25 protein-coding genes and 2 pseudogenes are annotated in these 24,279 nt (G+C 40.8%); 15 read left to right on the top strand and 12 right to left on the bottom strand.

Going from position 1 to position 24,279, the window contains the following annotated elements:
- Nucleotides 1-136: pseudogene (locus FTV11_RS16995) on the bottom strand (hypothetical protein); the annotation flags it as partial.
- Nucleotides 137-268: 132 nt separating this feature from the next.
- Nucleotides 269-1,000, bottom strand: a pseudogene (locus tag FTV11_RS01175) (MBL fold metallo-hydrolase); the annotation flags it as partial.
- 372 nt (nt 1,001-1,372) lie between these two features.
- Here FTV11_RS01175 and FTV11_RS01170 point away from each other — a divergent pair.
- The 3 genes from FTV11_RS01170 to lon all read left to right on the top strand — a co-directional run bounded on the left by FTV11_RS01170 (nt 1,373) and on the right by lon (nt 5,215).
- Nucleotides 1,373-1,747, top strand: a complete 375-nt coding sequence (locus FTV11_RS01170) for a diacylglycerol kinase (protein ID WP_168378310.1) — start codon at nt 1,373-1,375, stop codon at nt 1,745-1,747.
- Between the two features lie 306 nt (nt 1,748-2,053).
- Complete coding sequence (locus FTV11_RS01165; RefSeq protein WP_180026669.1) at nt 2,054-2,641, top strand: 5-formyltetrahydrofolate cyclo-ligase; 588 nt, start codon at nt 2,054-2,056, stop codon at nt 2,639-2,641.
- Between the two features lie 147 nt (nt 2,642-2,788).
- On the top strand, nt 2,789-5,215 hold the full coding sequence (lon, locus tag FTV11_RS01160; protein ID WP_180026668.1) for an endopeptidase La: 2,427 nt from the start codon (nt 2,789-2,791) through the stop codon (nt 5,213-5,215).
- A 415-nt stretch (nt 5,216-5,630) separates the two neighbouring features.
- Here lon and FTV11_RS01155 read toward each other — a convergent pair whose 3' ends face one another.
- Nucleotides 5,631-6,542: a M20/M25/M40 family metallo-hydrolase gene (locus tag FTV11_RS01155; protein WP_180073246.1), complete on the bottom strand. Its 912-nt coding sequence runs from the start codon at nt 6,540-6,542 to the stop codon at nt 5,631-5,633.
- Between the two features lie 203 nt (nt 6,543-6,745).
- Between FTV11_RS01155 and rlmH the strand changes: the two genes are divergently transcribed.
- The 5 genes from rlmH (at nt 6,746) to FTV11_RS17290 (ending at nt 9,629) form a co-directional block, all read left to right on the top strand.
- Nucleotides 6,746-7,228, top strand: coding sequence for a 23S rRNA (pseudouridine(1915)-N(3))-methyltransferase RlmH (gene rlmH / locus FTV11_RS01150; protein ID WP_180073241.1), 483 nt, complete (start codon nt 6,746-6,748; stop codon nt 7,226-7,228).
- Nucleotides 7,229-7,365: 137 nt separating this feature from the next.
- Nucleotides 7,366-8,142, top strand: a complete 777-nt coding sequence (locus FTV11_RS01145; protein WP_180073240.1) for a dioxygenase — start codon at nt 7,366-7,368, stop codon at nt 8,140-8,142.
- Between the two features lie 168 nt (nt 8,143-8,310).
- Entirely contained in the window at nt 8,311-9,087 is a 777-nt protein-coding gene (locus tag FTV11_RS01140; protein WP_180040690.1) for an META and DUF4377 domain-containing protein, read from the top strand.
- A 98-nt stretch (nt 9,088-9,185) separates the two neighbouring features.
- Nucleotides 9,186-9,353: a hypothetical protein gene (locus tag FTV11_RS01135; protein ID WP_180073239.1), complete on the top strand. Its 168-nt coding sequence runs from the start codon at nt 9,186-9,188 to the stop codon at nt 9,351-9,353.
- Nucleotides 9,354-9,422: 69 nt separating this feature from the next.
- Entirely contained in the window at nt 9,423-9,629 is a 207-nt protein-coding gene (locus tag FTV11_RS17290) for an META domain-containing protein (RefSeq protein ID WP_180073245.1), read from the top strand.
- A gap of 83 nt (nt 9,630-9,712) precedes the next feature.
- On the opposite strand, the gene gdhA is transcribed toward FTV11_RS17290, so the two are convergent.
- A complete protein-coding gene (gdhA, locus tag FTV11_RS01125; protein WP_373685387.1) occupies nt 9,713-11,059 on the bottom strand; it encodes an NADP-specific glutamate dehydrogenase in 1,347 nt (448 codons plus the stop codon).
- 330 nt (nt 11,060-11,389) lie between these two features.
- Between gdhA and FTV11_RS01120 the strand changes: the two genes are divergently transcribed.
- On the top strand, nt 11,390-12,184 hold the full coding sequence (locus FTV11_RS01120) for an RnfABCDGE type electron transport complex subunit B (RefSeq protein WP_180073237.1): 795 nt from the start codon (nt 11,390-11,392) through the stop codon (nt 12,182-12,184).
- Nucleotides 12,185-12,186: 2 nt separating this feature from the next.
- Complete coding sequence (nth, locus tag FTV11_RS01115) at nt 12,187-12,876, top strand: endonuclease III (RefSeq protein WP_180073236.1); 690 nt, start codon at nt 12,187-12,189, stop codon at nt 12,874-12,876.
- 56 nt (nt 12,877-12,932) lie between these two features.
- Here the strand turns inward: nth and FTV11_RS01110 are convergent, their stop codons facing one another.
- From FTV11_RS01110 to FTV11_RS01095, 4 genes are all read right to left on the bottom strand, one after another.
- The gene (locus FTV11_RS01110) at nt 12,933-13,130 is read right to left on the bottom strand and encodes a hypothetical protein (protein ID WP_111885664.1); all 198 of its coding nucleotides are present in this window, start codon (nt 13,128-13,130) and stop codon (nt 12,933-12,935) included.
- An 86-nt stretch (nt 13,131-13,216) separates the two neighbouring features.
- Nucleotides 13,217-13,876: an adenylate kinase gene (adk, locus tag FTV11_RS01105; protein WP_078189866.1), complete on the bottom strand. Its 660-nt coding sequence runs from the start codon at nt 13,874-13,876 to the stop codon at nt 13,217-13,219.
- 84 nt (nt 13,877-13,960) lie between these two features.
- Nucleotides 13,961-15,277, bottom strand: a complete 1,317-nt coding sequence (locus FTV11_RS01100) for a hypothetical protein (RefSeq protein ID WP_168378316.1) — start codon at nt 15,275-15,277, stop codon at nt 13,961-13,963.
- A 64-nt stretch (nt 15,278-15,341) separates the two neighbouring features.
- Entirely contained in the window at nt 15,342-15,860 is a 519-nt protein-coding gene (locus tag FTV11_RS01095; RefSeq protein WP_180073235.1) for a hypothetical protein, read from the bottom strand.
- A gap of 234 nt (nt 15,861-16,094) precedes the next feature.
- Here FTV11_RS01095 and mrdA point away from each other — a divergent pair, with 234 nt between their 5' ends.
- Together mrdA and rsmD are read left to right on the top strand one after the other, a co-directional pair.
- Complete coding sequence (gene mrdA, locus FTV11_RS01090) at nt 16,095-18,137, top strand: penicillin-binding protein 2 (protein WP_180026661.1); 2,043 nt, start codon at nt 16,095-16,097, stop codon at nt 18,135-18,137.
- Between the two features lie 3 nt (nt 18,138-18,140).
- Nucleotides 18,141-18,692: a 16S rRNA (guanine(966)-N(2))-methyltransferase RsmD gene (gene rsmD, locus FTV11_RS01085; RefSeq protein ID WP_168378319.1), complete on the top strand. Its 552-nt coding sequence runs from the start codon at nt 18,141-18,143 to the stop codon at nt 18,690-18,692.
- 56 nt (nt 18,693-18,748) lie between these two features.
- Here rsmD and FTV11_RS01080 read toward each other — a convergent pair whose 3' ends face one another.
- A complete protein-coding gene (locus tag FTV11_RS01080) occupies nt 18,749-19,198 on the bottom strand; it encodes a hypothetical protein (protein ID WP_168378320.1) in 450 nt (149 codons plus the stop codon).
- Between the two features lie 199 nt (nt 19,199-19,397).
- On the opposite strand from FTV11_RS01080, the gene FTV11_RS01075 reads away from it, so the two are divergent.
- A complete protein-coding gene (locus tag FTV11_RS01075) occupies nt 19,398-20,135 on the top strand; it encodes a sulfite exporter TauE/SafE family protein (RefSeq protein ID WP_180073234.1) in 738 nt (245 codons plus the stop codon).
- A 190-nt stretch (nt 20,136-20,325) separates the two neighbouring features.
- A complete protein-coding gene (locus FTV11_RS01070; RefSeq protein ID WP_180073233.1) occupies nt 20,326-20,655 on the top strand; it encodes a hypothetical protein in 330 nt (109 codons plus the stop codon).
- An 80-nt stretch (nt 20,656-20,735) separates the two neighbouring features.
- Here FTV11_RS01070 and FTV11_RS01065 read toward each other — a convergent pair whose 3' ends face one another.
- Nucleotides 20,736-21,314: a 1-acyl-sn-glycerol-3-phosphate acyltransferase gene (locus tag FTV11_RS01065; protein ID WP_171263760.1), complete on the bottom strand. Its 579-nt coding sequence runs from the start codon at nt 21,312-21,314 to the stop codon at nt 20,736-20,738.
- 281 nt (nt 21,315-21,595) lie between these two features.
- Between FTV11_RS01065 and FTV11_RS01060 the strand changes: the two genes are divergently transcribed.
- Entirely contained in the window at nt 21,596-22,078 is a 483-nt protein-coding gene (locus FTV11_RS01060) for a copper resistance protein NlpE (protein WP_180073232.1), read from the top strand.
- A 79-nt stretch (nt 22,079-22,157) separates the two neighbouring features.
- Here the strand turns inward: FTV11_RS01060 and groL are convergent, their stop codons facing one another.
- The gene (groL, locus tag FTV11_RS01055; protein ID WP_078192965.1) at nt 22,158-23,792 is read right to left on the bottom strand and encodes a chaperonin GroEL; all 1,635 of its coding nucleotides are present in this window, start codon (nt 23,790-23,792) and stop codon (nt 22,158-22,160) included.
- A gap of 73 nt (nt 23,793-23,865) precedes the next feature.
- Complete coding sequence (gene groES / locus FTV11_RS01050; protein WP_078192966.1) at nt 23,866-24,156, bottom strand: co-chaperone GroES; 291 nt, start codon at nt 24,154-24,156, stop codon at nt 23,866-23,868.
- Nucleotides 24,157-24,279 lie beyond the last annotated feature (123 nt).

Genomic DNA, 24,279 nt, shown 5'->3' with positions numbered 1-24,279 from the left:
GTGTCGGAGCTGTCGGAGCTGTCGGAGCTGTCGGAGCTGTCGGAGCTGTCGGAGCTGTCGGAGCTGTCGGAGCTGTCGGAGCTGTCGGAGCTGTCGGAGCTGTCGGAGCTGTCGGAGCTGTCGGAGCTGTCGGAGCTAAATTTAGCGGGTTCCAACGGAACTGACCATCATTCATTTCACTTATTTTACCAATACCGGGAAATGGTAAATGTGCAAATGCAACAAAGGTTTGCTCTTGAGCAAAACGTTTAAAAATTGCTAAACGAGTTTCACTGGCTTTGACCGGATCGACATCAAAATCGACAGATAATTTGGGTTGTTCAAACTGTAAATGATAGGAATGAACCACATCACCGAGGATAGCAAAACTTTTAGCTTGCGATTTTAAGATAAAAGAATAATGCCCCGGTGTATGTCCAATACTCGGTAGTACTTCTAATCCATTAATCACCGAACCAACGCTAAAAGTCTTAAAACTCCGCATGGTTTGATAAGGCGCAATCGCAGCTTTAATTTTCGCAACAGTTGCTAAATAACCTTCACGCTTTTCAGCAGCTAAAGTGTCGACGGTGCTTTCACTTAACCAATACTGACTTTCTTGTTCATTGACGTAGATCGTTGCATTTGGAAACACAGCCTTACCTTGTTTCGCAATGCCACATGCATGATCAGGATGTAAATGGGTTAAGAAAACACTGCGTACGCGATTAAGCTTATAGCCAGCTGCTTCAATATTTTGTGCAATAGATCCTAAGTTCGGACCAAAACAACTGGCTGCACCACTATCAACAAGACTGATGCCACCTTGTCCATCATCAATCAGATAGGCATTGACACTGGTTTGTATGCCTTTGCTCTGATCAACCGCAAGCTTTTGAAATAAGGCACTGACTTCTTCTGGAGTTAAATTTTGTTTAAATAAATCAGGACTTAATTCGAGTGTCCCATCTTTTAAAGCAATGACTTTATATGCACCCACTTGGAAAGGATAAAATCCCATGGGCTGTGTCACATTCGTTTTGATTTCCGTTTGAATAACTGCCGGCTCTGCACTGACAAACTGGCTGGTTAAAAGTGTTGCTGCAAGCACAGCAAAACTAAAGTTTTTCATTGTTGACCTATATCACTTTTATTATTTCATGCAATGAAGCAAAGGCTTCAAAATTAAAAATTTTAAACGCCTGTATTGTGCCTGAAATTCAGGCAAATTTTAAGTCTAATAATGAATAAACATAGCACTAACTTGATACAGGCTTATGTAAATCCCCTTAAATTTTTAGGCCCAATAAAATAAAAACTGAATGCAAGAAAACTTTAAGCTTGGCATGCTATATTTTCGCCAGTTTTTAAATCTATACGTCTGTACAGTGCTATGAGTGAAATTTCCCCGTTTAAAGGCAAATCTGGATTTAAACGAATTTTAAATGCAACGCAATATTCCCTCGACGGATTCAAAGCTGCTTATCAAAATGAAGCTGCATTTCGACAAATTGTCTGGATGAATATTGTGCTTATTCCTACCAGTTATTTTCTCGATGTGAGTCGTGCTGAACATGCCCTTATGGTAGTGGTGTGCTTATTTGCCTTGATAGTTGAGTTATTCAATTCTGCCATTGAAGCCGTTGTCGACCGCGTATCTTTAGACAAGCATCCACTTTCTAAAATTGCAAAAGATATGGGGAGTGCCGCTCAATTCGTTGCTTTAGCAATTATCTTTTTTACTTGGTTTATTATCCTTTTGCCTTAAATAAAGGCTGTCTCACTCTATTTGCAGGGTTATGCCCTGCTTTTTTTAATTCCTTATTTCTGTTTTTTAAGTAAAATTTACGCGTCCCTATGCACATCTACTGATCCATCGAAATAAGCCAAAAATTCAAACTATGAAATCATTGGCTTAAACAAGATTAGAGGGGGGAAAATAGATACACATTCATTGAGCAGACCGCTTCTTAAGGACGCTTTTACAAGAAAAGATAAAACCTATTTTTTCGGACTTTTAAGCTTGAACACGTTAAAATGCCTTTGAGAATTTTGTGCTACTTTGAAATGAACCATGACTTTGAGCACCACCAGCCTTCGTAAACAACTCCGTAAGCAGCGTCGTAGCCTAAACCTATGGGAGCAACGACAAGCTGAACAACAAGTCCTACAGCGCTTAATCAGACATAGTTATTTTAAGCGCAGTCAGCATATAGGCGTTTATTTACATGCATTTGGTGAAATTCACACTCAAAAGCTTATCCACTACTGTTTTTCGCATCAAAAACACGTGTATTTACCCATGATTTGCAACATGAATCAGCAACTGGTTTGGGTTGAAATCTCACGTCATCAATACATTAGTAAACGTTTTTCTCATCACCCACTCGGTATGAAAGAACCCATGGCAAGTCGTGGGAAGCATGTTTCTCATCTTGACCTTTTAATTATGCCCTTGCTCGCTTGCGACAAGTACGGCACACGTATTGGTATGGGGGGTGGCTTCTACGATAAAACATTAGCAACAGCCCACTCTACCCCCTACCGTTTAGGACTTGGTCATGATTTTCAACTCATTCAAGACTCTTTGGTCCGAGAGGCATGGGATCAACCGCTAGATGGCTTTATTAGCCCATCTCAAACTTTAAGCTTCAAACGTTAATTTGATATTCTTGACACTGAGTTACACTTATAAATCACATATTTAGTCATTTTTTATACATTTTAATTGGCATGACCCTTGTAATTTAAAAAATACACATCACTATAAAAAACATGGCAACACCGTTGTCACTCATTAGGAGTGCCCATGTCTGAGATTATTATGAATGAAGAAAGCTTGGAAACTACAATTCCGAGCGTATTACCGCTCTTAGCGCTACGAGATGTGGTTGTATATCCTCACATGCAAATTGCACTGTTTGTGGGTCGTGAAAAGTCGATCAATGCAGTCAATGTCGCACGTGACAGTGACAATCTTGTATTCGTAGTTGCACAAAAAGATTCGCTTACAGAAGAAATTGATCACGACAATTTATATCAATACGGTACTGTCGCGAAGATTGTGCAAGTTGTGAATCATGAGAATGATGAAAACTGTATAAAAGTACTGATTGAAGGCTTATATCGTGCCAAGTTAGAAAAAATTATCGATGCCGATGATTACCTGACTGCCGAGCATTCATTAAGCCCAATGACGGTTTCTGTTGACTCAGAAACTCAGAATAATCGTGTGGAAGAATTACGCACCTTATTTGCTCAATATGCAGAAGCAAAATTGCGTAACGCACGTGAATTGATTGCAGCAGCCAATAAAATTGATGATTTGCTACAATTATTATTCTTCGTAGCAACACGCGTGCCTTTGAATATTGATGTAAAACAAAAATTCTTAGAGCATGATGAATTTGAAGCACATTTAGCTGAGCTCATGACGTATTTATTACAACAGTCAGAAGAGCAGCAAATTGAGCAAACCTTACATGATTCTGTGAAACGCCAAATGGAAAAGAATCAGCGTGAATACTTCTTAAATGAAAAAATGAAGGTCATTCAACGCGAACTTTCTGATATGAATGGCGGTGGTGAGGATGACGTTGCAGAAATTGAAAAACGTCTAACTGAAGCCGATTTACCTGAACATGTACGTAAAAAAGCTGAAAATGAGTTCCGTAAGCTAAAAGCAATGCAACCTGCTTCGAGCGAAGCTGCTGTCGTGCGTAACTATCTAGAAGTTATTTTAGATACGCCTTGGAACAAAGCCAGCAAAGTCAGCATTAACCTTGCGAAAGCTCAAGACATTCTTGATGCCGATCACTATGGTTTAGACGACGTGAAAGACCGCATTGTGGAATACCTTGCTGTTCAATCACGTGTGAAAAAACTTCGCGGTCCAATTCTTTGCTTAGTTGGTCCCCCAGGTGTAGGTAAAACTTCACTCGGTGAATCTGTTGCCAAAGCAACTGGTCGTGAATTTGTCCGTATGGCGCTTGGCGGCGTGCGCGACGAAGCTGAAATCCGTGGTCACCGTCGTACATATATCGGTGCGATGCCGGGTAAAATTGTGCAGTCTTTGACTAAAGTTGGAGTAAAGAACCCACTGTTCTTACTCGATGAAATTGACAAAATGGCGCAAGACTATCGTGGCGACCCTGCTTCAGCATTGCTTGAAGTCCTAGATCCATCACAAAACAGCAAGTTCAATGATCACTACTTAGATCTTGATCTAGACCTTTCTGAAGTGATGTTCATCTGTACTGCAAACAGCATGAATATTCCAGAAGCTTTGCTTGACCGTATGGAAGTGATTCGTCTACCGGGTTACACCGAAGATGAAAAAGTGAATATTGCTGAACGTTACCTTGTTCCAAAAGCCATCAAGAACAATGGTCTACGTGCGAAAGAATTAACCGTTCACGAAGAAGCCATCCGCGATATCGTACAACGTTATACACGTGAAGCCGGTGTGCGTAGCTTAGAACGTGAAGTATCTAAAATTGCACGTAAAGTCGTGAAAGAAGCTGTTAGTAAGAAATCGAAAAATCTTCAAATTGAAGTGAATTCGAAAAATCTTCCTGACTACTTAGGTCCACACAAATTCGACTTCGGTATGGCCGAAGAAGAAGCTGAAGTGGGTCGTGTAAATGGCTTGGCATGGACATCTGTTGGTGGTGAACTGCTAACGATTGAAGTTGCGGCAGTAAAAGGTAAAGGCAAGTTCATTACCACCGGTTCTCTTGGCGATGTCATGAAAGAATCGATCACAGCAGCGATGACCGTTGTACGTACCCGTGCAGATGAACTGGGTATTGAAGCGATTCGCTTTGAAGAAACTGATGTACACGTGCATTTACCAGAAGGTGCAACACCGAAAGATGGCCCATCTGCTGGTCTAGCCCTAACTACCGCACTTGTTTCAGCGTTTACAGGCATTGCGATTCGTCCAGATATTGCGATGACCGGTGAAACCAGTCTTGGTGGCCGTGCAATGCGCATTGGTGGTTTAAAAGAGAAACTTCTCGCTGCTCACCGTGGTGGCATCAAGCTTGTCTTTATCCCACAAGATAACGTTCGTGACTTGACTGAGATTCCAGACAATGTCAAAGAAGGTCTAGAAATTAAACCAGTGAAATCGATTGATGAGATTTTACCTCTAGCCTTGGTTGATATGCCTAAACCTCTTGCAAAGACACCGATTGTCAAAGCAACTGAAGGTGGCAAAGCTGCTCGTCACTAAGCGCTAACAACTCGCAATAAAAGAAAAAAGCCCTGTTTCGACAGGGCTTTTTTTATCCATTATTCATACTGAATATTCTAAACTTGTCGTTCAAATCCATCGCTATGACAAGACTCAAGACAATAGCTACAACCTTTAATTGGATAACTATTTCAAATTCGACATCAAGATCAATAAGAGCCAATAAGAAAGTCTTACAATATTTGCATGCTATTACTTGAAATATCGCCCTCTATCCCACATATATAGTAGAGAGATATACGCGTTGTATGTTTCTTTATTGGTTCCAATCACGTCTAAAAGCGTGATGATCATTGGAACAGGATGGTCATCTACATCTCCAGGTAGATGACCTTTTATCGCAGTCCACAGGCTTTCGGGGCTGCGTTTTTTATGTCATGTGTTTAAAGACATGCTATTTCAAATTTAAGATGGTTTTCACCAAACCATCGATCACTTGAGCCATTTTGTCTAAGTTTAATTTATCCAAGGTATCTTGCTCGGTGTGATAGTGCTTATTACGATAAAATGCCGTATCAGTGATCATCATCGCTGGCATATCAAATTGCCAATAATTCATATGGTCTGAAAAATCCACACCCTGAATAAATGAAGGTGAAATCAAGCGCTCACATTGTAGTTGCTTCAATGACTCCATCGCAGCACAATACGATGAGGTTAAGTCACGAGACTGAATGTTCCCCACCGATGCAATAAAATTTGTATGCGATGGATAAATCCATTTCAGCCCAACAGGATATTCTTGGGTGACTTTCGGATCAAAATAACCAATCATTTCTAGAATATATACACCTGAAATTTTATCCTTTTCCTTTGCTACCGATTTTGCATGGATAAAACTGCCCATCGACTCTGTTCTAAAATATGGCGGTTCTTCGAGGGTATAAAATACAAATTCAATATTTTGTTTTAAACGCGCTTTTTCAGCCGAAAGAATCCGAGCAGCTTCGAGTACACCTGCAACGCCAGAAGCATTATCATCAGCGCCATGCTGCTCCTCAAATACATCGTAGTGCGCGCCAATGATCACTCGGTTGCTATGCCCTGCATTTAAGGGACAAACCACATTACGGTATGGCTGGCTGTTTACGGTATAGGTTTGAAAACGACAATTCACACCAAATAAACGCATCTGCTCACGAATCCAAGCAGACACCCGGTTTAACTCTTGAATGTTCTTATAGTTACGATATTCAGCTTCATTACCAATAATTTGTTCTAAATAGACTTTTAAATTATCTGGTTCAGCGGTTCTAATATTGTTGGCATACGTCGCAAATGAACACCATGCAAAAATTGAAAGCATTGCTGCTTGCTTGAGCAAAAATAATTTACCGTCCTGCCATGTTTTTTTCATTGTTATTATTCCAATTTTCATCTTTGATCTAATCTGCTTATGCTGCGTATTTAAACAGCAAGCAGAACACGATTTCAATTGCAAATTGTGTCTGAACATACAAAGTGCAAGCGAACCGTTATAATGCTCTTTTGTATACTTTCAGGCGCTGTATGAAAATTCGTATTCTGACAATCGGTCAAAAAATGCCAGCATGGGTTCTGACGGGTTTTGAAGATTATTTCAAACGTATTCAGCCTTTTGTTCAAACGCAGATCATTGAACTGCCTATGGCCAAACGTGGCAAAAACGATTCAGAAACCGACATTTTAAAATACCGTCAAATTGAAGGTGACAGCATTTTAAATGCCATGAAATCGAATGAAGTGCTGATCGCCTTAGAAGTCGGTGGTCGTGAGTTTAGTACCGAAAAACTAGCTGAAACCATGAAAGGCTGGATGCTTGAAGGCAATGATGTGGTTTTAGCCATTGGTGGGCCAGATGGACATTCTGAGGCGGTACGTAAAGCAGCAGCATGGCATTGGTCTTTGTCTAAACTAACTTTGCCACACCCAATGGTTCGTGTCATGCTCATCGAACAGCTATACCGTGCAATGAGTATTAATCATAATCACCCTTACCATCGTGCGGGTTAATCCGAACTAACATCCAGCGTATACAGCAGTTACAGCGTTGCAACAATGAAACAAACCGTTGAAATTATCCGAATTGTTACGCTGAATAATATAGTGCATGATCATCATATTCCTTTAAACAACCAACGGCGACCGCGATGAATTTACATACACTTCCAGGTTTATTTATTTCCCATGGCTCACCTATGCTTGCCATCAATCCTGAGCAAGTCGGTCCTGCGTTGGAACGTTTAAGCCTGAATCTTCCAAAACCGGAAGCCATTATTATCATGTCCGCACATTGGGAAAGTAACGCACTAGAAGTAAGTACCAGTGCCCGTCCTGAAACTTGGCATGACTTCCGTGGTTTCCCTGCGGAACTTTATGATATTCGTTATCCAGCACCGGGTAACCCAGAGCTTGCAGAAGAAATTCTTCATTTACTTGCCAATGCAGGATTATCGGCACATGCCAACAGCACCCGTCCGCGCGATCATGGCGTTTGGATGCCGTTATTGCATATGTATCCTGATGCCGACATTCCTGTAATTGAAATATCACTGCCGATGACCATGTCTGCGCAAGAGATCTATAAAATTGGACAAACGCTTGCACCTTTACGTGACAAGCAAATCCTGTTGATTGGATCGGGCAGTATTACTCATAACTTACGTGAATTGGCTTGGGATGGACGTGCAGCAGCCGTGCCTGAGTGGGCGTCTACATTCCGTAATTTTGTGGTCAATAAGCTCACTCATCAAGATTTTGATGCAGTTCTCGACTGGCAAAATATCCCGTTTGTACAACGCAACCATCCGACCATTGAACATTTTGCACCCATCTTCTTTGCGATGGGTGCAGGCCCCCGCTTCTCTATTGTTCACAGTAGCTTTAGTATGGGTTCGCTGGGTATGGATATTTATCGTTTTGATTAAACGTGAAATAAACTTGATAGCTTGACTTATTCATAATTTATATTAATAAGTTAACAAATTATTATTTATGGATACATTTTGCTATTTATTTGAGCTGAATGTATTCATATTTTTTTAAAATGAATGGGTTATGCTACAGGCTGAAATTCACTTAGAACAGTTAGCGTAATGAAATTAAAATATTTAGCGATCGCCCTCTTCCCTTTAGTCCTTGCAGCATGTCAATCAAGCGATATCCAAAAAGCTGGAGATTTAGCCGTGAGCGTATTACAACAACAAAATGCTGATAAAACTTTAGCTTCATATCAATGGAGCACCACCACTGAAAATGCACCAAAACCTTTGGTTTTAAATTTTCTAGAAAATGGCACTTTGGGTATTTCAACCAGCTGTAATAGCATGTCAACCCAATGGAAAGTGGAACACAATACACTTGTAACAGGCAACATTGCATCTACCATGATGGCATGTCCTGATAATGCGATGAAACAAGAAGGACTTGCATCTTCACTCTTTAGTGACCGTAAAGCACCTTTTGTTTTAAATACCACAGATCCACAAAATCCAACGTTAACGATTATTTCTGCAACAGGTGAGAAACTGGTTTTCACTGGAAAATTAACACCTGAAACCCAGTACAACTCACAAGGCGAAACAATTTTCCTTGAAGTCAGCCCTGAAACCAAACAATGTACAGGTGTTGCTCCACAAACTTGCTTACAAGTACGTGAAGTGAAGTACGATGAAAAAGGCTTAAAAACACAAGTTGATAAAGACTGGACTTTATTTTACGATCAAATTGAAGGCTTTAAGCACACTCCTGCAGAACGCCAAATTATTCGCGTAAAACGTTTTGAACGTAAAAACCCTGCAGCTGATCAATCAAAATATGCCTATATTTTTGATATGTCAGTCGAACGTGAAGCTGTAAAAGGTACGTTGTAAGTTACAGCCTATAAAAAAACCGAGATCAACGCCTCGGTTTTTTTATATCTTCACAACTGCAAACACTTATCGGCTGTTCAAAGCAATCAAATAACGATGTGCTGATCAATCAACTCTTTCGCGATGTCAATCTAAAGCTACTTCAAAAGCAAAATGCCCTGCCTAAATTAATCGTGATGAATAGAAATCAACAGACCTATATTTTTAAAGGCTTACAGCGAATTGCCGATTTACGCGATTTTGAAGAAGAACAATTAACTCAATAGACGTGGGTTCTCGTAGAGAATAACGTTCTCCCCCCCAAACCACACTCAAATTAACGATGGCAGTATGACATTCTTAGCGGCTGTAATTACATTGGCCACAATTATGATGTAGAAAAGCATACTTTGCGTTTTATAGGAGATGTAGGGAGTACTCTGAAGTTCTGCCCACAATTACATCAGCAAGAGCTTCATATTAAACGTTTACTCAGCCAACCCTTAAATTTTCACTTCAACATTATCGATAGCAAATTACAACTTAGGCTAATGAACACCTAGCAATATATCTATATTTTCTAAACCATTCCGCCATAAAAAAACCGAGGCTTGAGCCTCGGTTTTCAGTTCAACTTACGGAGAACTTAGTAAACGCCTTGAGCAAGCATTGCGTCAGCAACTTTTACGAAGCCTGCAATGTTCGCACCGTTTACATAGTTCACAGTACCATCTTCTTCAGTACCGTATTTCACGCAGTTGCGGTGAATTTCTTTCATGATCGCATGTAGACGCTCATCAACTTCTTCGAAAGTCCAACCCAAACGAATTGCGTTTTGAGACATTTCAAGACCAGAAGTCGCAACACCACCCGCATTCGATGCTTTACCTGGTGCATAAAGAATTTTCGCTTCAACGAATTTCTCAACTGCAGCCAAAGTTGAAGGCATGTTCGCACCTTCAGCAACACAGATTGCGCTATTTGCAAGAAGAGCTTCAGCATCAGCTTCATCTAATTCATTTTGAGTTGCACATGGCAGCGCGATATCACATTTGATAGACCAAGGACGTTGACCTTCTAAATATTCAAAACCGTGCTTAGATGCAAATTCAGAAATACGGCCACGCTTAACGTTTTTCAATTCCATTACTTCAGCAAGAAGTTCAGTTGTGAAACCGTCTTTTACGTATACAGTACCTGCTGAGTCTGAAAGTGAAACCACTTTCGCACCCAAGTACATTGCTTTTTCAGCAGCGTATTGTGCAACGTTACCAGAACCCGAAATCGTTACAACTTTATCTTTAAAGCTGTCGCCACGAGTTTTTAGCATTTCCTCAGCGAAATACACAGTACCGTAACCAGTTGCTTCAGGACGTGCAAGTGAACCACCGAAAGTTAAACCTTTACCAGTGAACACACATGCTGTGTCGTTGCTTAATTTTTTCATCATACCAGCCATGTAGCCCACTTCACGGCCACCTACACCGATGTCACCCGCTGGGATGTCAGTGTTAGAACCAAGATGACGGTATAACTCGATCATTAATGCTTGACAGAAACGCATAATTTCGCCTTCAGATTTACCTTTAGGGTCAAAATCTGAACCACCTTTACCACCACCCATAGGAAGTGTAGTTAAGGCATTTTTGAAAGTTTGTTCAAAACCTAAGAATTTAAGAATTGAAAGGTTCACTGATGGGTGGAAACGCATACCACCTTTGAATGGACCAATTGCTGAGTTGTATTGAACACGGAAAGCACGGTTAACTTGAGTTTGACCTTTGTCATCTACCCATGAAACACGGAACTGAATTGCACGCTCAGGCTCAACAAGACGTTCTAGCAAACCGTAGTCAGCATATTGTGGGTTCTTTTCGATGAATGGCCAAAGGCTCGTCATCACTTCTTCAACAGCTTGAAGAAATTCAGGTTGATGTTCATCACGTGTTTTAACGTAGTCTAGGAAGTCGTTAAGGCTGTTATATTTCAACACTTAATCCTCAGCAGATGTATGGATCAAAATTGATCACAATTTTGATCAAAGATATATTTTGGCGCAAAATATTAAATATCTTTTGTAACTAATCAGCAATAGTTTTTTTAAAAAATCTTTAAATTCTTTAAAGAACAGCGATTTAAATTGATTACTCAGATATTTTAGTTATAAATATTATTACTTTTAGGAATATTTTAATGAATTATTTTGCTCATTTATGATGCATCTATAGACCCATTTTTGCGCACAGTAATTCATACTGAAACATGCTAGAATTCAACGTCCTCTTTGGTTTTTCTCTGCCTTCATTTGTACTCGCGACTACCCATGACTTCTGAAATTTCCCTCATCCAACAAATTGATGCCCTATTGCCACAAACTCAATGTGGACTTTGTGGACACCGAGACGGCTGCTTACCCTATGCCAAAGCCATCAGTGAAGGAGAAGAAGCCAATAAATGTATACCCGGTGGTCAACCTGTAGCAGATTCACTAGCAGCGTTATTAAATCGTCCACACTTAACAGCAGAAGCCAGCGTTTGGCCAATCCAAAGTGATGGGCGCCCGCAACGGGTTAAAGCTGTGATTCGTGAGGATGAATGTATTGGTTGTACCAAATGTATCAGTGCCTGCCCTGTCGATGCCATTATTGGCTCAGGCAAATTGATGCATACGGTCTTGACGGATTTATGTACGGGCTGCGAACTCTGCATCCCACCTTGTCCCGTGGATTGTATCGACCTTGTCGAAGAGCTTGATCAAGTGCCATCTGAAGCCGCTCGAATCGCAGAACAGAATGATTTACGTCGCCGCTACTATGCACATATTCAACGTGAGGAAAAGCGCAGAATTCATCGTAAAGGCCCAGTCGTACGTGCTGAAATTGACACGGAACTTTTTGCCCAATTTTCGACCCAGACAGACTCAGTACCGGTCATTGAAGTCGTGGAAAAACCTGCTACGCCAGTCGTTCAACTCGATGCAAAAACCACCATTGAACTTGCAAAAATTCGTACACAAATTAAGAAATTAGAAAAACAACTGAGTGTTCGAGACGATGCAAAAAAACGTGAGTTACTCCATACCCTCACGCAACAATTAACACAACTGCAAGGGGCTTAATCATGGCTGTTAAAAACATGACTAAGAAGCAAATTCAAACTTTTTTTGAACGCTTACGTGAGCAACGCCCCAACCCGAAAACTGAACTCAATTATAGTAGTCCATTTGAACTTTTAGTGGCTGTTACCCTATCTGCTCAGGCCACAGATGTCAGTGTCAACAAAGCCACAGACAAACTCTTTCCAGTGGCAAACACTCCTGAAGCTATCTATGCGCTAGGTGTTGACGGTCTGAAGGCATATATCAAGACCATTGGCCTGTATAACTCTAAGGCAGAAAATGTCATCAAAGCCTGCAAGATGCTCATTGAGAAGCACAACAGCATCGTTCCGAATAATCGTGCAGATTTGGAAGCCTTACCCGGTGTCGGTCGTAAAACTGCAAATGTGGTGCTGAATACTGCTTTTGGACAACCAACCATGGCAGTCGATACGCATATTTTTCGTTTAGGGAATCGAACAGGATTGGCTGTCGGCAAAAATGTTCTGGAAGTCGAACACCGACTCGTCAAAGTCATCCCCAAAGAGTTTATTGTTGATTCACATCATTGGCTGATTTTACATGGACGCTATTGCTGCATTGCCCGCAAACCCAAATGTGATGAATGTATCGTGTCTGATGTATGTAATTGGCCTGACCGTTTTGACTTTGGCGCATTAAGACCGATTAAAACCACCCAAATTGAGGATTAATCTCTTCAATTTGGGAGTTGATGAAATTTGTAAGAATCAATTGATCGAGTTGATGCTTAATTTTTATCTTGTTTTTTGTGTTTTTTATTAAGCTCTTGCTGCAGCTTTGGATGTAAGCGATATTGCTTCGGGTTCAGTTTAGCTTGCTCTACTTCTTCCACTTGCACCTTACGCAACATTTTAAAGCTGACAAATAATAAGCCCAATAACACCGCCACAGCGATGATGACCATTATAACCAAAGCAAATTTCATAACAGATTCGCCCTAAAAGCCACATAAAAAAAGAGCCCCACTATGCAGTAGGACTCTTTGATTGTCAAAAATTCAAAAAAGTTGAATTATTTAGACTGATCTAAAATCGCGAACAAATCAGTTTGAACTTGATCGATTGGACGAAGACCATTTAATTTGTCATAAGTCGGTGCGTTTTCGCCAGAAGCTGCACGACCTTGGTAGAAACCAACCAATTGCTCAGTTTCAGCGTGGTAAGAACCTAAACGCTTACGAATTGTTGCTTCTTGGTCATCCGGACGTTGAACAAGGTCTTCACCAGTTTCGTCATCTTTACCTTCCACTTTTGGTGGGTTGTAAACGGTGTGATATACACGACCAGATGCAGGGTGTTGACGACGACCAGATAAACGTTGAACGATTTCTTCGTCAGGTACATCGATTTCAATCACGTGATCGATGCTAATACCTTCGTTTTCAAGCGCTTCAGCTTGTGGAATCGTACGTGGGAAACCGTCGAAAATGCAGCCGTTAACACAGTCAGGTTGAGCAATGCGTTCTTTAACAAGACCAATAATAAGCTCATCAGATACAAGGCCGCCATTGTCCATGACGCTTTTAGCTTGTAGACCTAATTCAGTACCTTCACGAATCGCAGCACGGAGCATATCACCGGTTGAAATTTGTGGGATATCGTAGCGCTTACAGATCAACTGAGCTTGTGTCCCTTTACCTGCTCCAGGTGGTCCGAGTAATATAATGCGCATAAAAAAACATCCTCATTTTAAACATTGTATATGACGCTATGTAGTGATCTGAACCGAAGATTCAGATCGTCTTCCAGCATCTAATTATAAGAAAGCCACAAACAAATGTATTGTACCCGCGATAAAACCGGTTACACCACCCAAGACAATTAAAATCCATTCGTCTTCCTGAAATGCAGGACGTAATAGATTTTGAAATTCTTTCGGTGTTAGCTCACGAATACGGTCTCTAAACATTTGAAAGATTTTCTGTGCACGGCTCGCATTAAACGCAGGGTCGCATACAGGCACCATCGTAATTTCAATTGAGCGATCGATCAAGTCTGTCTTGAGTTTTGCGTACTCTTTTGGACCTAAAGACAACTGTAATGAGGTACGAACCAGTGGAGATTCCATAATTTCATTAATATGACGTTTCACAATGCGACGGGTCTTATCTTTCTTCCCGCCATACATCATTTCGGTCATGATAGATTTTAACGTAATTAGGTCTTCTGTGACTACACTTGCGAATACATCCGAAACTTCTTCTTGGCGTTTCATAAACGCGCCTTGAACATTGTACGTTCCAATACGTGGAATCACAGGTTTAATCCAAGGGAATTTACGATCTTTAGTTAATTCAAATAATTGTAAATACTTAACAGGGTGCGGCTCAATGGGATTAAATACCATCCAGATGGCAATCCAGTTGGTCAAAAAGCCCCAGATTGCTGCCCAAAATGGAACTGTCCAATGCCATGGCACCACAAACCAAACGATCATCTGGAAGATACCAAAGAACATCCCAATCAAGGCACTGATATGCCAAATAAAGTTGATTTCTTTCTGGCCAACTTTAAGGAACATCCGCACCATCAAGAGACGATCCGCTTCCATTTGACTCACCACCATTTCACGCATGTCAACAAGTGACTCTACGTTCATGGTCAGTTCGGTCACGAGTTCTTTTAAGGTATTTGGCAGCTGTTTATGTGCTTGGGCATAAATACGGCGTTTAATCGAATACGGTAGGTTTTCCCAAAGCACCGCATTTCGGTCTAGCATGACTTCATCAATCAAATGCTCAAGCTCAAAGCCAACTTGTTCACCAATGATGCGCGCCATATCCTCAGGATCCATTGCATCCAAAAACTCGCGTAAGGAACCCAATTTAGACAATGTGTTATCCGTAATAATGCCAGAAATACGTCCAGCTTTTCTTGGCACAATTCCCTGCCATCCCACGGGTAATGGACCTAAATGGAATCCCCAGAAAGTAATCGGGTAAAACACCATTTTCAGTGCCATCCAAACGTGTGCCCAGGTAACGAATGCGGTAACGGGGATAATACTCAGCACAGCCCAAAAATCGGGACGTTGCAAAAAGGTTTGCCACAATTCGTTAACGTACTCAAGCATGCATAACTTCCATATTTAATTTTATTCAGTGAGTGCGGTTATAAAATAAAGTTGATTATTTTCACTACAAACCAAAACTTAAAGTATATGAGATTTGTAGTCTCGGTTCGGTTTCCACAATCACATTACCTGATTTGTCTTCTAATTTTTCACCCGCACCCATGCCTACACTAAACGTACTAATACGCTCGGCACCCAACATCACATAAGCAAGATCGATACCACCACCTAAACGCGCTTCATCTTCACCATCTACTTTCTTGGAGTCGATGTGGCCCGCATAAGCTCCGATATAATAACCATTTTTATCTTTGCCAGTGAAATGAACTGGGTAACGAAAGCCGACTTGCCCGCCAGGTGTTTTATCATCGTTCAAGAAAACACCAGCTTTTGCATAAGCAATGCCATATGGGTTTACCCACTCACCATTCACGTGAATAATTTTTTGAGTAAAACCTGCTCCAACATTCCATGGTTGATAACCCTCACCTGTTAATTTTGCCTCAGGTAAAAATGAATTGTCATTGGCATGTGCGATGCTTCCAAGCATCATAAATGCAAGCAATGGATATAATTTATTCATTGTTTTCACAAACTTCCTTAGTATTATTTTTTGGAATATTCCTTTTTTATACGTTTCGACTTTAGCAGAATAATATGAACTGTTATACACAAAGCCCCATATTTTTCATGTCTGCAAAGTCAAAATATAGACTGCGATCGCAGCAGAGTCGTTTTTATTTATCAAAAAAATGTCAGTTGCGCTAGAATATGCCTCTTCCGTTATTTTAGCTCTCAGTCTTTAAGTCGATCGCGTATGAAGCAGCATTATCCTTTAAAAAATGTCCAGCAAGAAAAGCGGATTTATCGTAATCGCGTGGTGATTTCGATAGGGATTGTCTCCTTCTTTATGCTGTTGCTTGTGGCACGTTATGCATATTTACAAATCAAAAGTTATGAGACCTTTTCGACTGCGGCAGATCAAAACCGAATTCGACTGCAACCACTTGCACCTTCTCGTGGTTATATCTATGACCGTAATGGCGTGTTATTAGCCGATAATTATCCGGTTTTCTCAGCAACCATGAGCCGTGCGGATGTTGAAGATATCGATGATACTGTTGAGCGCCTAACACCCTTATTAGAGCTTACATCTGAAGATATCGAACGCTTTAAAAGTCGAATTAAAACCTCTAAAAAGACTGAACGTGTTTCGATTAAACTGAATTTAAATGAAAATGATATCGCCCGTTTTAGTGAGGTGAAATATCAATTTCCGGGTGTCAATATAGAGACCCAAATGACTCGCTACTATCCACATGGCGAACTGTTTGCCCATGTGATTGGCTACGTAGGTCGTATTAATGACAAAGAACTAAAAACGATTGATAAAGATTTATACGCTGGCTCAAACCTAATCGGTAAAATTGGCGTTGAAAAATCATACGAAGAACTTTTACACGGTATGCCGGGAAATGAGTCGGTTGAAGCCGATGCCTTTGGTAATGTGTTACGTCATCTAGGTCGTAAAGATCCGATTCGTGGTAATGACTTATATTTATCCCTAGATTATGGACTGCAAATGGTCGCTTCAGAGCAGCTTGCAGATCGACGTGGTGCAATTGTGGCGATTGACCCACGTACTGGAGAAATTCTTGCTCTTGTGTCCAGTCCTAGTTTTAACCCCAATTTATTTGTTACTGGCATTAGCAGTAAAGATTATTCTGAACTGCGTGATAGCCTCGATCAACCTTTATATAACCGTGCTGTACAAGGGGCTTATCCTCCAGGTTCAACGATCAAACCGATGTTTGGTCTGGGTGGTATTCATTATGGTCTAGTGGACTGGAGTACTGCCATTTCAGATCCGGGCTATTTCACGCTTCCGGGTGACAGCCATCGTTTCCGTGACCACAAAAAAACTGGTCATGGCTCAGTTAATTTACACAAAGCTCAAGTCGTTTCCTGCGATACCTATTTCTATGTCTTGTCCTATCGTATGGGCATTGAAAAAATGAATACGTGGATGCGTCAGTTTGGCTTCGGTGAAAAAACCGGTGTAGATTTACCAAGTGAAAGTACGGGGCTATATCCAAATCCTGAATGGAAGCTCCGCACACGGAAGTCCAACTGGCTCAAAGGTGAAACTATTTCTGTCAGTATTGGTCAGGGTGCATTTACTGCAACACCATTACAACTGGCGATGGCGACAGCCATTACCGCAAATCAAGGCTCTCATGTTACACCTCACGTTTTGCGTGAAAGTAAAGGTGCTAAAGTCCATAAAGTCCATAACGCCCCGAATGGTCGCATTCAATTTAATGGTAAGCCAGATGATTGGATCAAAATGCGTGATGCCATGATTGATGTGGTTCAAACAGGGACCGGTCGTGGTATTCGTACCCCAATGTATCAAATAGCAGGTAAAACAGGGACCGCACAGGTTAAAAGTATTGCCCAAGGTAAACGTTATAACGAGTCCTTATTGACAGAGCGTCAGCTTGACCATGGTTTATTTGTTGGTTTTGCCCCTGCGGAAAAACCTGAAATTGCCATTGCCGTCGTTTGGGAAAATGGTCGTCACGGTGGTTCTGCTGCTCAAATTGCGAAACCGATGTTTGACTACTGGTTATTAACACGTAAAAAGAATCCAATTCGTCCTGCTAGCCATCAAATTAGCGGTGGTCTTATGACTGCAGGTCTAAAACCAAGTGAATTACCAAGCGGCTCGAATATTTTATCAGCCGATCCAAATGCGAGCCCAACAGCTCAGCAGAACAACAGTGCCACTCAACAACCGAATAGTGTAAATACAACACCTCGTGCTGCCAGTGCAGCACATGCAACCGATGAGGAATAATTCATGAAAAATCAATTAAGAATCATTGGTGGTGAATGGAAGCGTCGTCAATTACCTTTTGCCAGTATTGACGGTTTACGCCCTACACCTGACCGTGTCCGCGAGACATTATTTAACTGGCTCATGTGGGATGTTCAAAATGCCAAAGTCCTCGACCTCTGTACAGGTTCAGGGGCATTATCGTTTGAAGCACTCTCACGTGGTGCAGCAGAAGCCGTTTTAATTGAACCTGATCGCACCCAAGCGAAGTTTCTCATGGACAATTTAGAACTCTTAAGGGTGAGCAAACAACGTGTGCAACTCAAAAACATGACGGCTCAACAAGCCATTCCTAATTTGAAAGATCAATTTGATCTGATTTTCTTAGATCCACCGTATAGTCTTGATTTATGGCAAGAACTTGCTGAATTGGTCGATCCCTGCATTGCAGACAATGGTTTAATTTATATCGAAGCTGATCGTGATCTTGCTCAGTTAAAACTCCCGAGCAGTTGGCAGCAAATTAAACAAACCAAAGCAGGTACGGTACGTGCAGGCTTATATAAAAAGGCTTAATGTAAATGCACACAAAAAAGGACGTTAATGCGTCCTTTTTTATTACTTGAAAATCATTAAACCTGTGGTCGAAGTGGACGCTGGCTGTTAAATCCACCTGGGGTTTTAGCTTTATCCACGGGCGTTACTTTAGGACGTTGTTGCTGTGGTTTTTGCTGCTGGGGCTTACTTGTATTGGGTTTAGCTGGCGTCTGAGGCTTTGCGCTTGGACGATGCACATTTGACGGATGCTGAGATGAAGGTTTCTGTACATTCGGTTTATGAGTATCGTCTGGACGGCTATTCGAATTCGGTCGTGGTGAGTTTGGTCGATGTTGCGGGCTATTCACTCGACCATATGAACGGTCATAACGCTGTCCGTATGAACCACCATATTGACCTGAATAACCATATTGATTTGCATAGCCATATTGATTCGAATGGTATCGGCCATCATCAAATGGCGCCACGACACACCCTGTAAATGTAACTGCAACCACAGATAGCAAAGCAACTTGTTTAAGCATGTGTAGCACTCCTCTTTGATGAAGAGCATTTTCACTTATCGAAATGAATTCAATCGGAAGTCTGTGTACATCTGCTGTATTTAAACATTCATGTTTTATTCATCATTTGACATCCAATTTTGCTACATTTGTTCAGTCAGCCACATTTATATAGAAAAATTCACTACAATAGCGCCACGTATTTCAAAGCTGTAATTTAATGACTTGGCTGTTTTTTATTCTTGGTGCCATCTTTGCGGGATTCATACAAGGATTAACAGGGTTTGCATTCGCCCTTATCGCAATGTCATTTTGGGTTTGGATACTCCCCCCTCAAATAGCCGCACCCTTGGTGGTCTGCGCTTCAGTTTATAGCCACTTCATTTCATTATCATCAGAACGCAAAAGCATTCCGATCAATAAAAAAATCATTTATCCCTATTTAATTGCAGGAATTTTAGGTGTACCGCTCGGTACGTATTTATTAGACAGCATTAATCCAGATACATTTAAATTGGTTTTGGGCGCTTTTTTAATGTTTTGGTGCCCAATTTTATTTTTTAATCCTAAATTTTCATTCATCCAAAAATCAGGGAAATGGGCGGATTCTAGTATTGGATATATTGCTGGAATCTTGGGTGGTCTTGGAGGCTTTTGTGGTGCATTACCCTCTGCATGGCTCATGCTGAAAAATACACCCAAAGCAGAACAACGCTATATTTTGCGACATTTCAATTTAGCCATTCAGCTCGTTACACTCATCAGCTATCTGCTACAAGGGATCATCCATCGTGAACATCTGCCCTATTTAGCCGTGCTGTTGGTGATTATGGCTTTTCCAGTGATTTTTGGTGCCAAACTTTTTTATCGCATTTCAGAACGCCAATTTAAGCATATCGTGTTAGGGCTATTATTTTCTTCAGGCTGCTTTTTGGTAACGATGAGTATCTTAACCTGATGACTCAAAACCTAAAGATATTTGTCCAAATCATTCTAGAAAAACCCCTTCTCAGTTAGATATTCACATCTTGTAACAATGACACAGTTCACATTTAAATAAAAATTAGCCAAATGGTAAAAAAGTAATTAATTTTTCTGACGAAAATTAATAGAATATTGCACCTCATAATTTTGCTTAAAATAAAACCATGAAAAAGTTCATCCTGCTTGCAGGTGTAACTCTGCTTAGCGGCTGTATGTTTGGCACGTCCAGCGAAATTAAAAAAGCTGAAAAACTACTCTCACATTTTCAATGCAATAATATTGAAAGTTCACATATGACTCATAGCTCGATTACAAGTTTTCATGAAGAAAAACTGGCATCAAGCAAACAAAAAGTCGTGTCTTATATCGATAGCTATAAGCAAGGCGAAAAGTTATTTCGTATTCCGCTCATCGATGTGGTTGACCAGCAATACATTATTTATAAGGCGGCATGTCAAAATCTGGGCGGTATCCATCCCGATTTTCATGATTAAATTCAATATAAAAGTCTAAACAAAATCATCTAAACGTAAAAAGGACAGCCGATGCTGTCCTTTTTTATTGGATGGTTAGATTAGTAATAGCGTGTATCGACACTGAATTTTTCAGGAAATTTGGCATGAATTTGCGCGTAAAAATCCATGATTTCAGCCATATCTTTTTCATAATCGCCTGTAGGATAAACAATTTTACCCACACCCGTTTTTTTCTGCGCATAGTCCATATAGGCTAAAGCAATCGGTACACCTGCTTGCATGGCAACATGATAAAAACCGGTTTTCCACTTCTCTTGTTTGGCGCGTGTCCCTTCTGGCGTCACCAACATGACCAATTTTGGATGATGCTTGAACAAGTCAGCCATCAGCTCAACCATACTTTGACGTGCTTCACCATCTTGTTTTGGACGTCGATTAATACCAATTCCACCCATGGCACGTACAAAAGGCCCAAACGGGAATTTCATATAACTGTCTTTAATCGTGATACGAACATTAACCCCTAAAGCTTTCAGGGCAAGGCGTGCATAAAGTGCATCCCAATTACTGGTATGTGGCGCTGCAATCATGACACATTGGTCGATATTTAAATCCCAATGGTTATCAATTTGCCACCCCATTAAGTTCAGACTTTTTTCCGCTGTTTTTTCAAACACAATTTGCACCGACAGTTTTTTCTATGCTGCAGAGTTTAACAACGCAAAATAATTATAAAAGCCTATATTGTTCAGTTATTCACCAATTAATATATAAATGTCCTTTAGCGTTCACTTTTAGGTAAAATCACCAATATTTCACTATTTACGAATTTTAAAAATCAAATGTCTGTTTTGATGTATTAACCAAACACACAATTGTTAACAGGAATAGGCTATTTTTCTTGAGCAATAAAAGTCACGCTTAGCATTATATTGGGTACATACGGTGTATAAATCTCATGAAAAAACTAATGCTCGCTCTCTGTATGGTCAGTGCAACCCTAACGGCATGTTCAAAAACCAGCAATGAATCTGAAACTGCGACACCACCAGATAATAATGTCATTGCCAATACGGACGCTGCCTCAGAAAGCCCGATTGCCACAGGTGATAACACCGAAAATGCACTTGATTGGGCAGGTGAATATAAAGGAATTCTGCCTTGCCATGATTGCAAAGGGATTGAAACTGAGCTTGAACTCAAACTCGATAAAAGCTATGAGCTTAGCCAAGAGTTTTTAGGTAAAGCTGCAAACACTGAAAATAAAGTGAAAGGCAGTTTTAAGTTTTTGCCAGATCAACCTGGGATGATTCAACTTGATGCCCAAGGCGACAATCGAATTTATTTTGTAGGCGAAAACTTTATTGAGCTTCGTGGTGATAAAGGTGAAAAATTGGAAATGCCTGAATTTAATTTCCAGCTCACTAAAAAGCTTGATTAGTGTTTTACTCTAACTAGGATTGTTATAAAAAAATCCCCGCAAGTAGCGGGGATTTTTTAGATCGGATGATCAGTATGAATTACATCATACCGCCCATGCCGCCCATACCGCCCATATCAGGCATAGCAGGTTTGTCTTCTGGGATTTCAGTAATCATACATTCAGTTGTAAGCATAAGACCTGCAACAGATGCAGCATGCTCAAGCGCAGAACGCGTTACTTTAGCTGGGTCAAGAATACCCATTTCAAGCATATCGCCATACTCTGAAGTTGCAGCGTTATAACCGAAGTTACCTTCACCGTTTTTCACAGCATTGATTACAACTGATGGCTCATCACCAGAGTTTGCAACGATTTGACGAAGCGGCGCTTCAATTGCACGACGTAAAATGTTGATACCAACATTTTGGTCATCATTAGCACCAGACACACCTTCAAGTGCTTTTGCAGCACGTACTAGTGCAACACCACCACCTGCTACAACACCTTCTTCAACTGCAGCACGAGTTGCATGAAGTGCATCGTCAACGCGATCTTTCTTCTCTTTCATTTCAACTTCAGTTGCAGCGCCGATTTTGATTACAGCAACACCGCCTGCCAATTTAGCAACGCGTTCTTGAAGTTTTTCTTTGTCGTATTCTGAAGTTGATTCTTCAATTTGAGCACGAATTTGAGTTACACGTTCAGCAATTTGCTCTGCAACACCTGCACCATCAACAATTACTGTGTTTTCTTTAGAAACAGTAACTTTATGAGCTGTACCTAAGTGCTCAAGTGTAGTTTGGTCTAAAGACATACCAACCTCTTCAGAAACTACAGTCGCGCCAGTTAAAATCGCGATGTCTTGAAGCATCGCTTTACGACGATCACCAAAACCAGGTGCTTTAACAGCACAAACTTTGATAATGCCACGCATGTTGTTTACAACAAGAGTTGCAAGTGCTTCACCTTCAACATCTTCAGCAATGATAAGAAGCGGTTTACCTGTTTTAGCAACAGCTTCAAGTACAGCAATTAATTCGCGGATGTTGCTGATTTTTTTATCAACAAGAAGAATGTATGGGTTTTCAAGTTCAGCTGTTAGTGTATCTTGTTTGTTTGCAAAGTACGGGCTGATGTAACCACGGTCAAACTGCATACCCTCTACAACATCTAGAGAATCTTCAAAGCCTGAACCCTCTTCAACTGTAATTACACCCTCTTTACCGACTTTTTCCATTGCTTGAGCAATAAGTTTACCAACAGTGGTGTCAGAGTTCGCAGAAATAGAACCTACTTGTTCAATCGCTTTAGAGTCAGATGCAGGTTTTGCAGTCGCTTTAATTTCAGCAACTACAGCTTTAACCGCGATATCGATACCGCGTTTAAGATCCATTGGGTTCATACCCGCAGTTACTGATTTAATCCCTTCATTAAGGATTGCTTGTGCAAGAACAGTTGCAGTTGTTGTACCGTCACCTGCGATGTCGTTGGTTTTTGAAGACACTTCACGAACTAGCTGAGCGCCCATGTTTTCAAACTTGTCTTTTAACGTGATTTCTTTAGCAACAGAAACACCATCTTTAGTGATGTGCGGCGCACCGAAAGAACGGTCGATGACAACGTTACGGCCTTTAGGACCTAAAGTCACTTTTACAGCATCTGCAAGTACATTTACACCCGCGATCATTTTTGAACGCGCTGAATCACCAAATTTTACATCTTTAGCTGACATGTCTAACTCCGAATCTTTTTAAAATTTTTAACAATTTATGATGAATAAAAGGGTCTAAATGCGTGTACGAAACTTAAGCTTCAAGTACCGCTAAGATGTCAGACTCTTTCATAATAAGAAGCTCTTCGCCTGCTACTTTTACTTTTGTACCGGCATAAGTGCCAAACAATACGTTGTCACCAACTTTAACGTCTAATGCACGTACGCCATTGTCAGTTACTTTGCCATTACCTACAGCGATTACTTCGCCTTGAGCAGGTTGTTCAGCTGCTGAAGTACTTAAAATAAGACCACCAGCAGTTTTAGTTTCCTTTTCAACACGGCGAATCACAACGTTGTCATGCAAAGGACGAATATTGCTCATAGTTAACTCCAGACTAAGTCTATTTACTAGATAAAAGACGATGACATTTTGATTTCCGTAAGCCATCGACAAAAAATAATTTAGATGACACTTTTGTGGGGATGGAAAAAAACCCTTCAAGGG

This window comes from Acinetobacter sp. YH12231, assembly GCF_013417755.1.
Taxonomy (GTDB): Bacteria; Pseudomonadota; Gammaproteobacteria; order Pseudomonadales; family Moraxellaceae; genus Acinetobacter; species Acinetobacter amyesii.
This window is presented reverse-complemented; position numbering and strand designations above follow the sequence as displayed.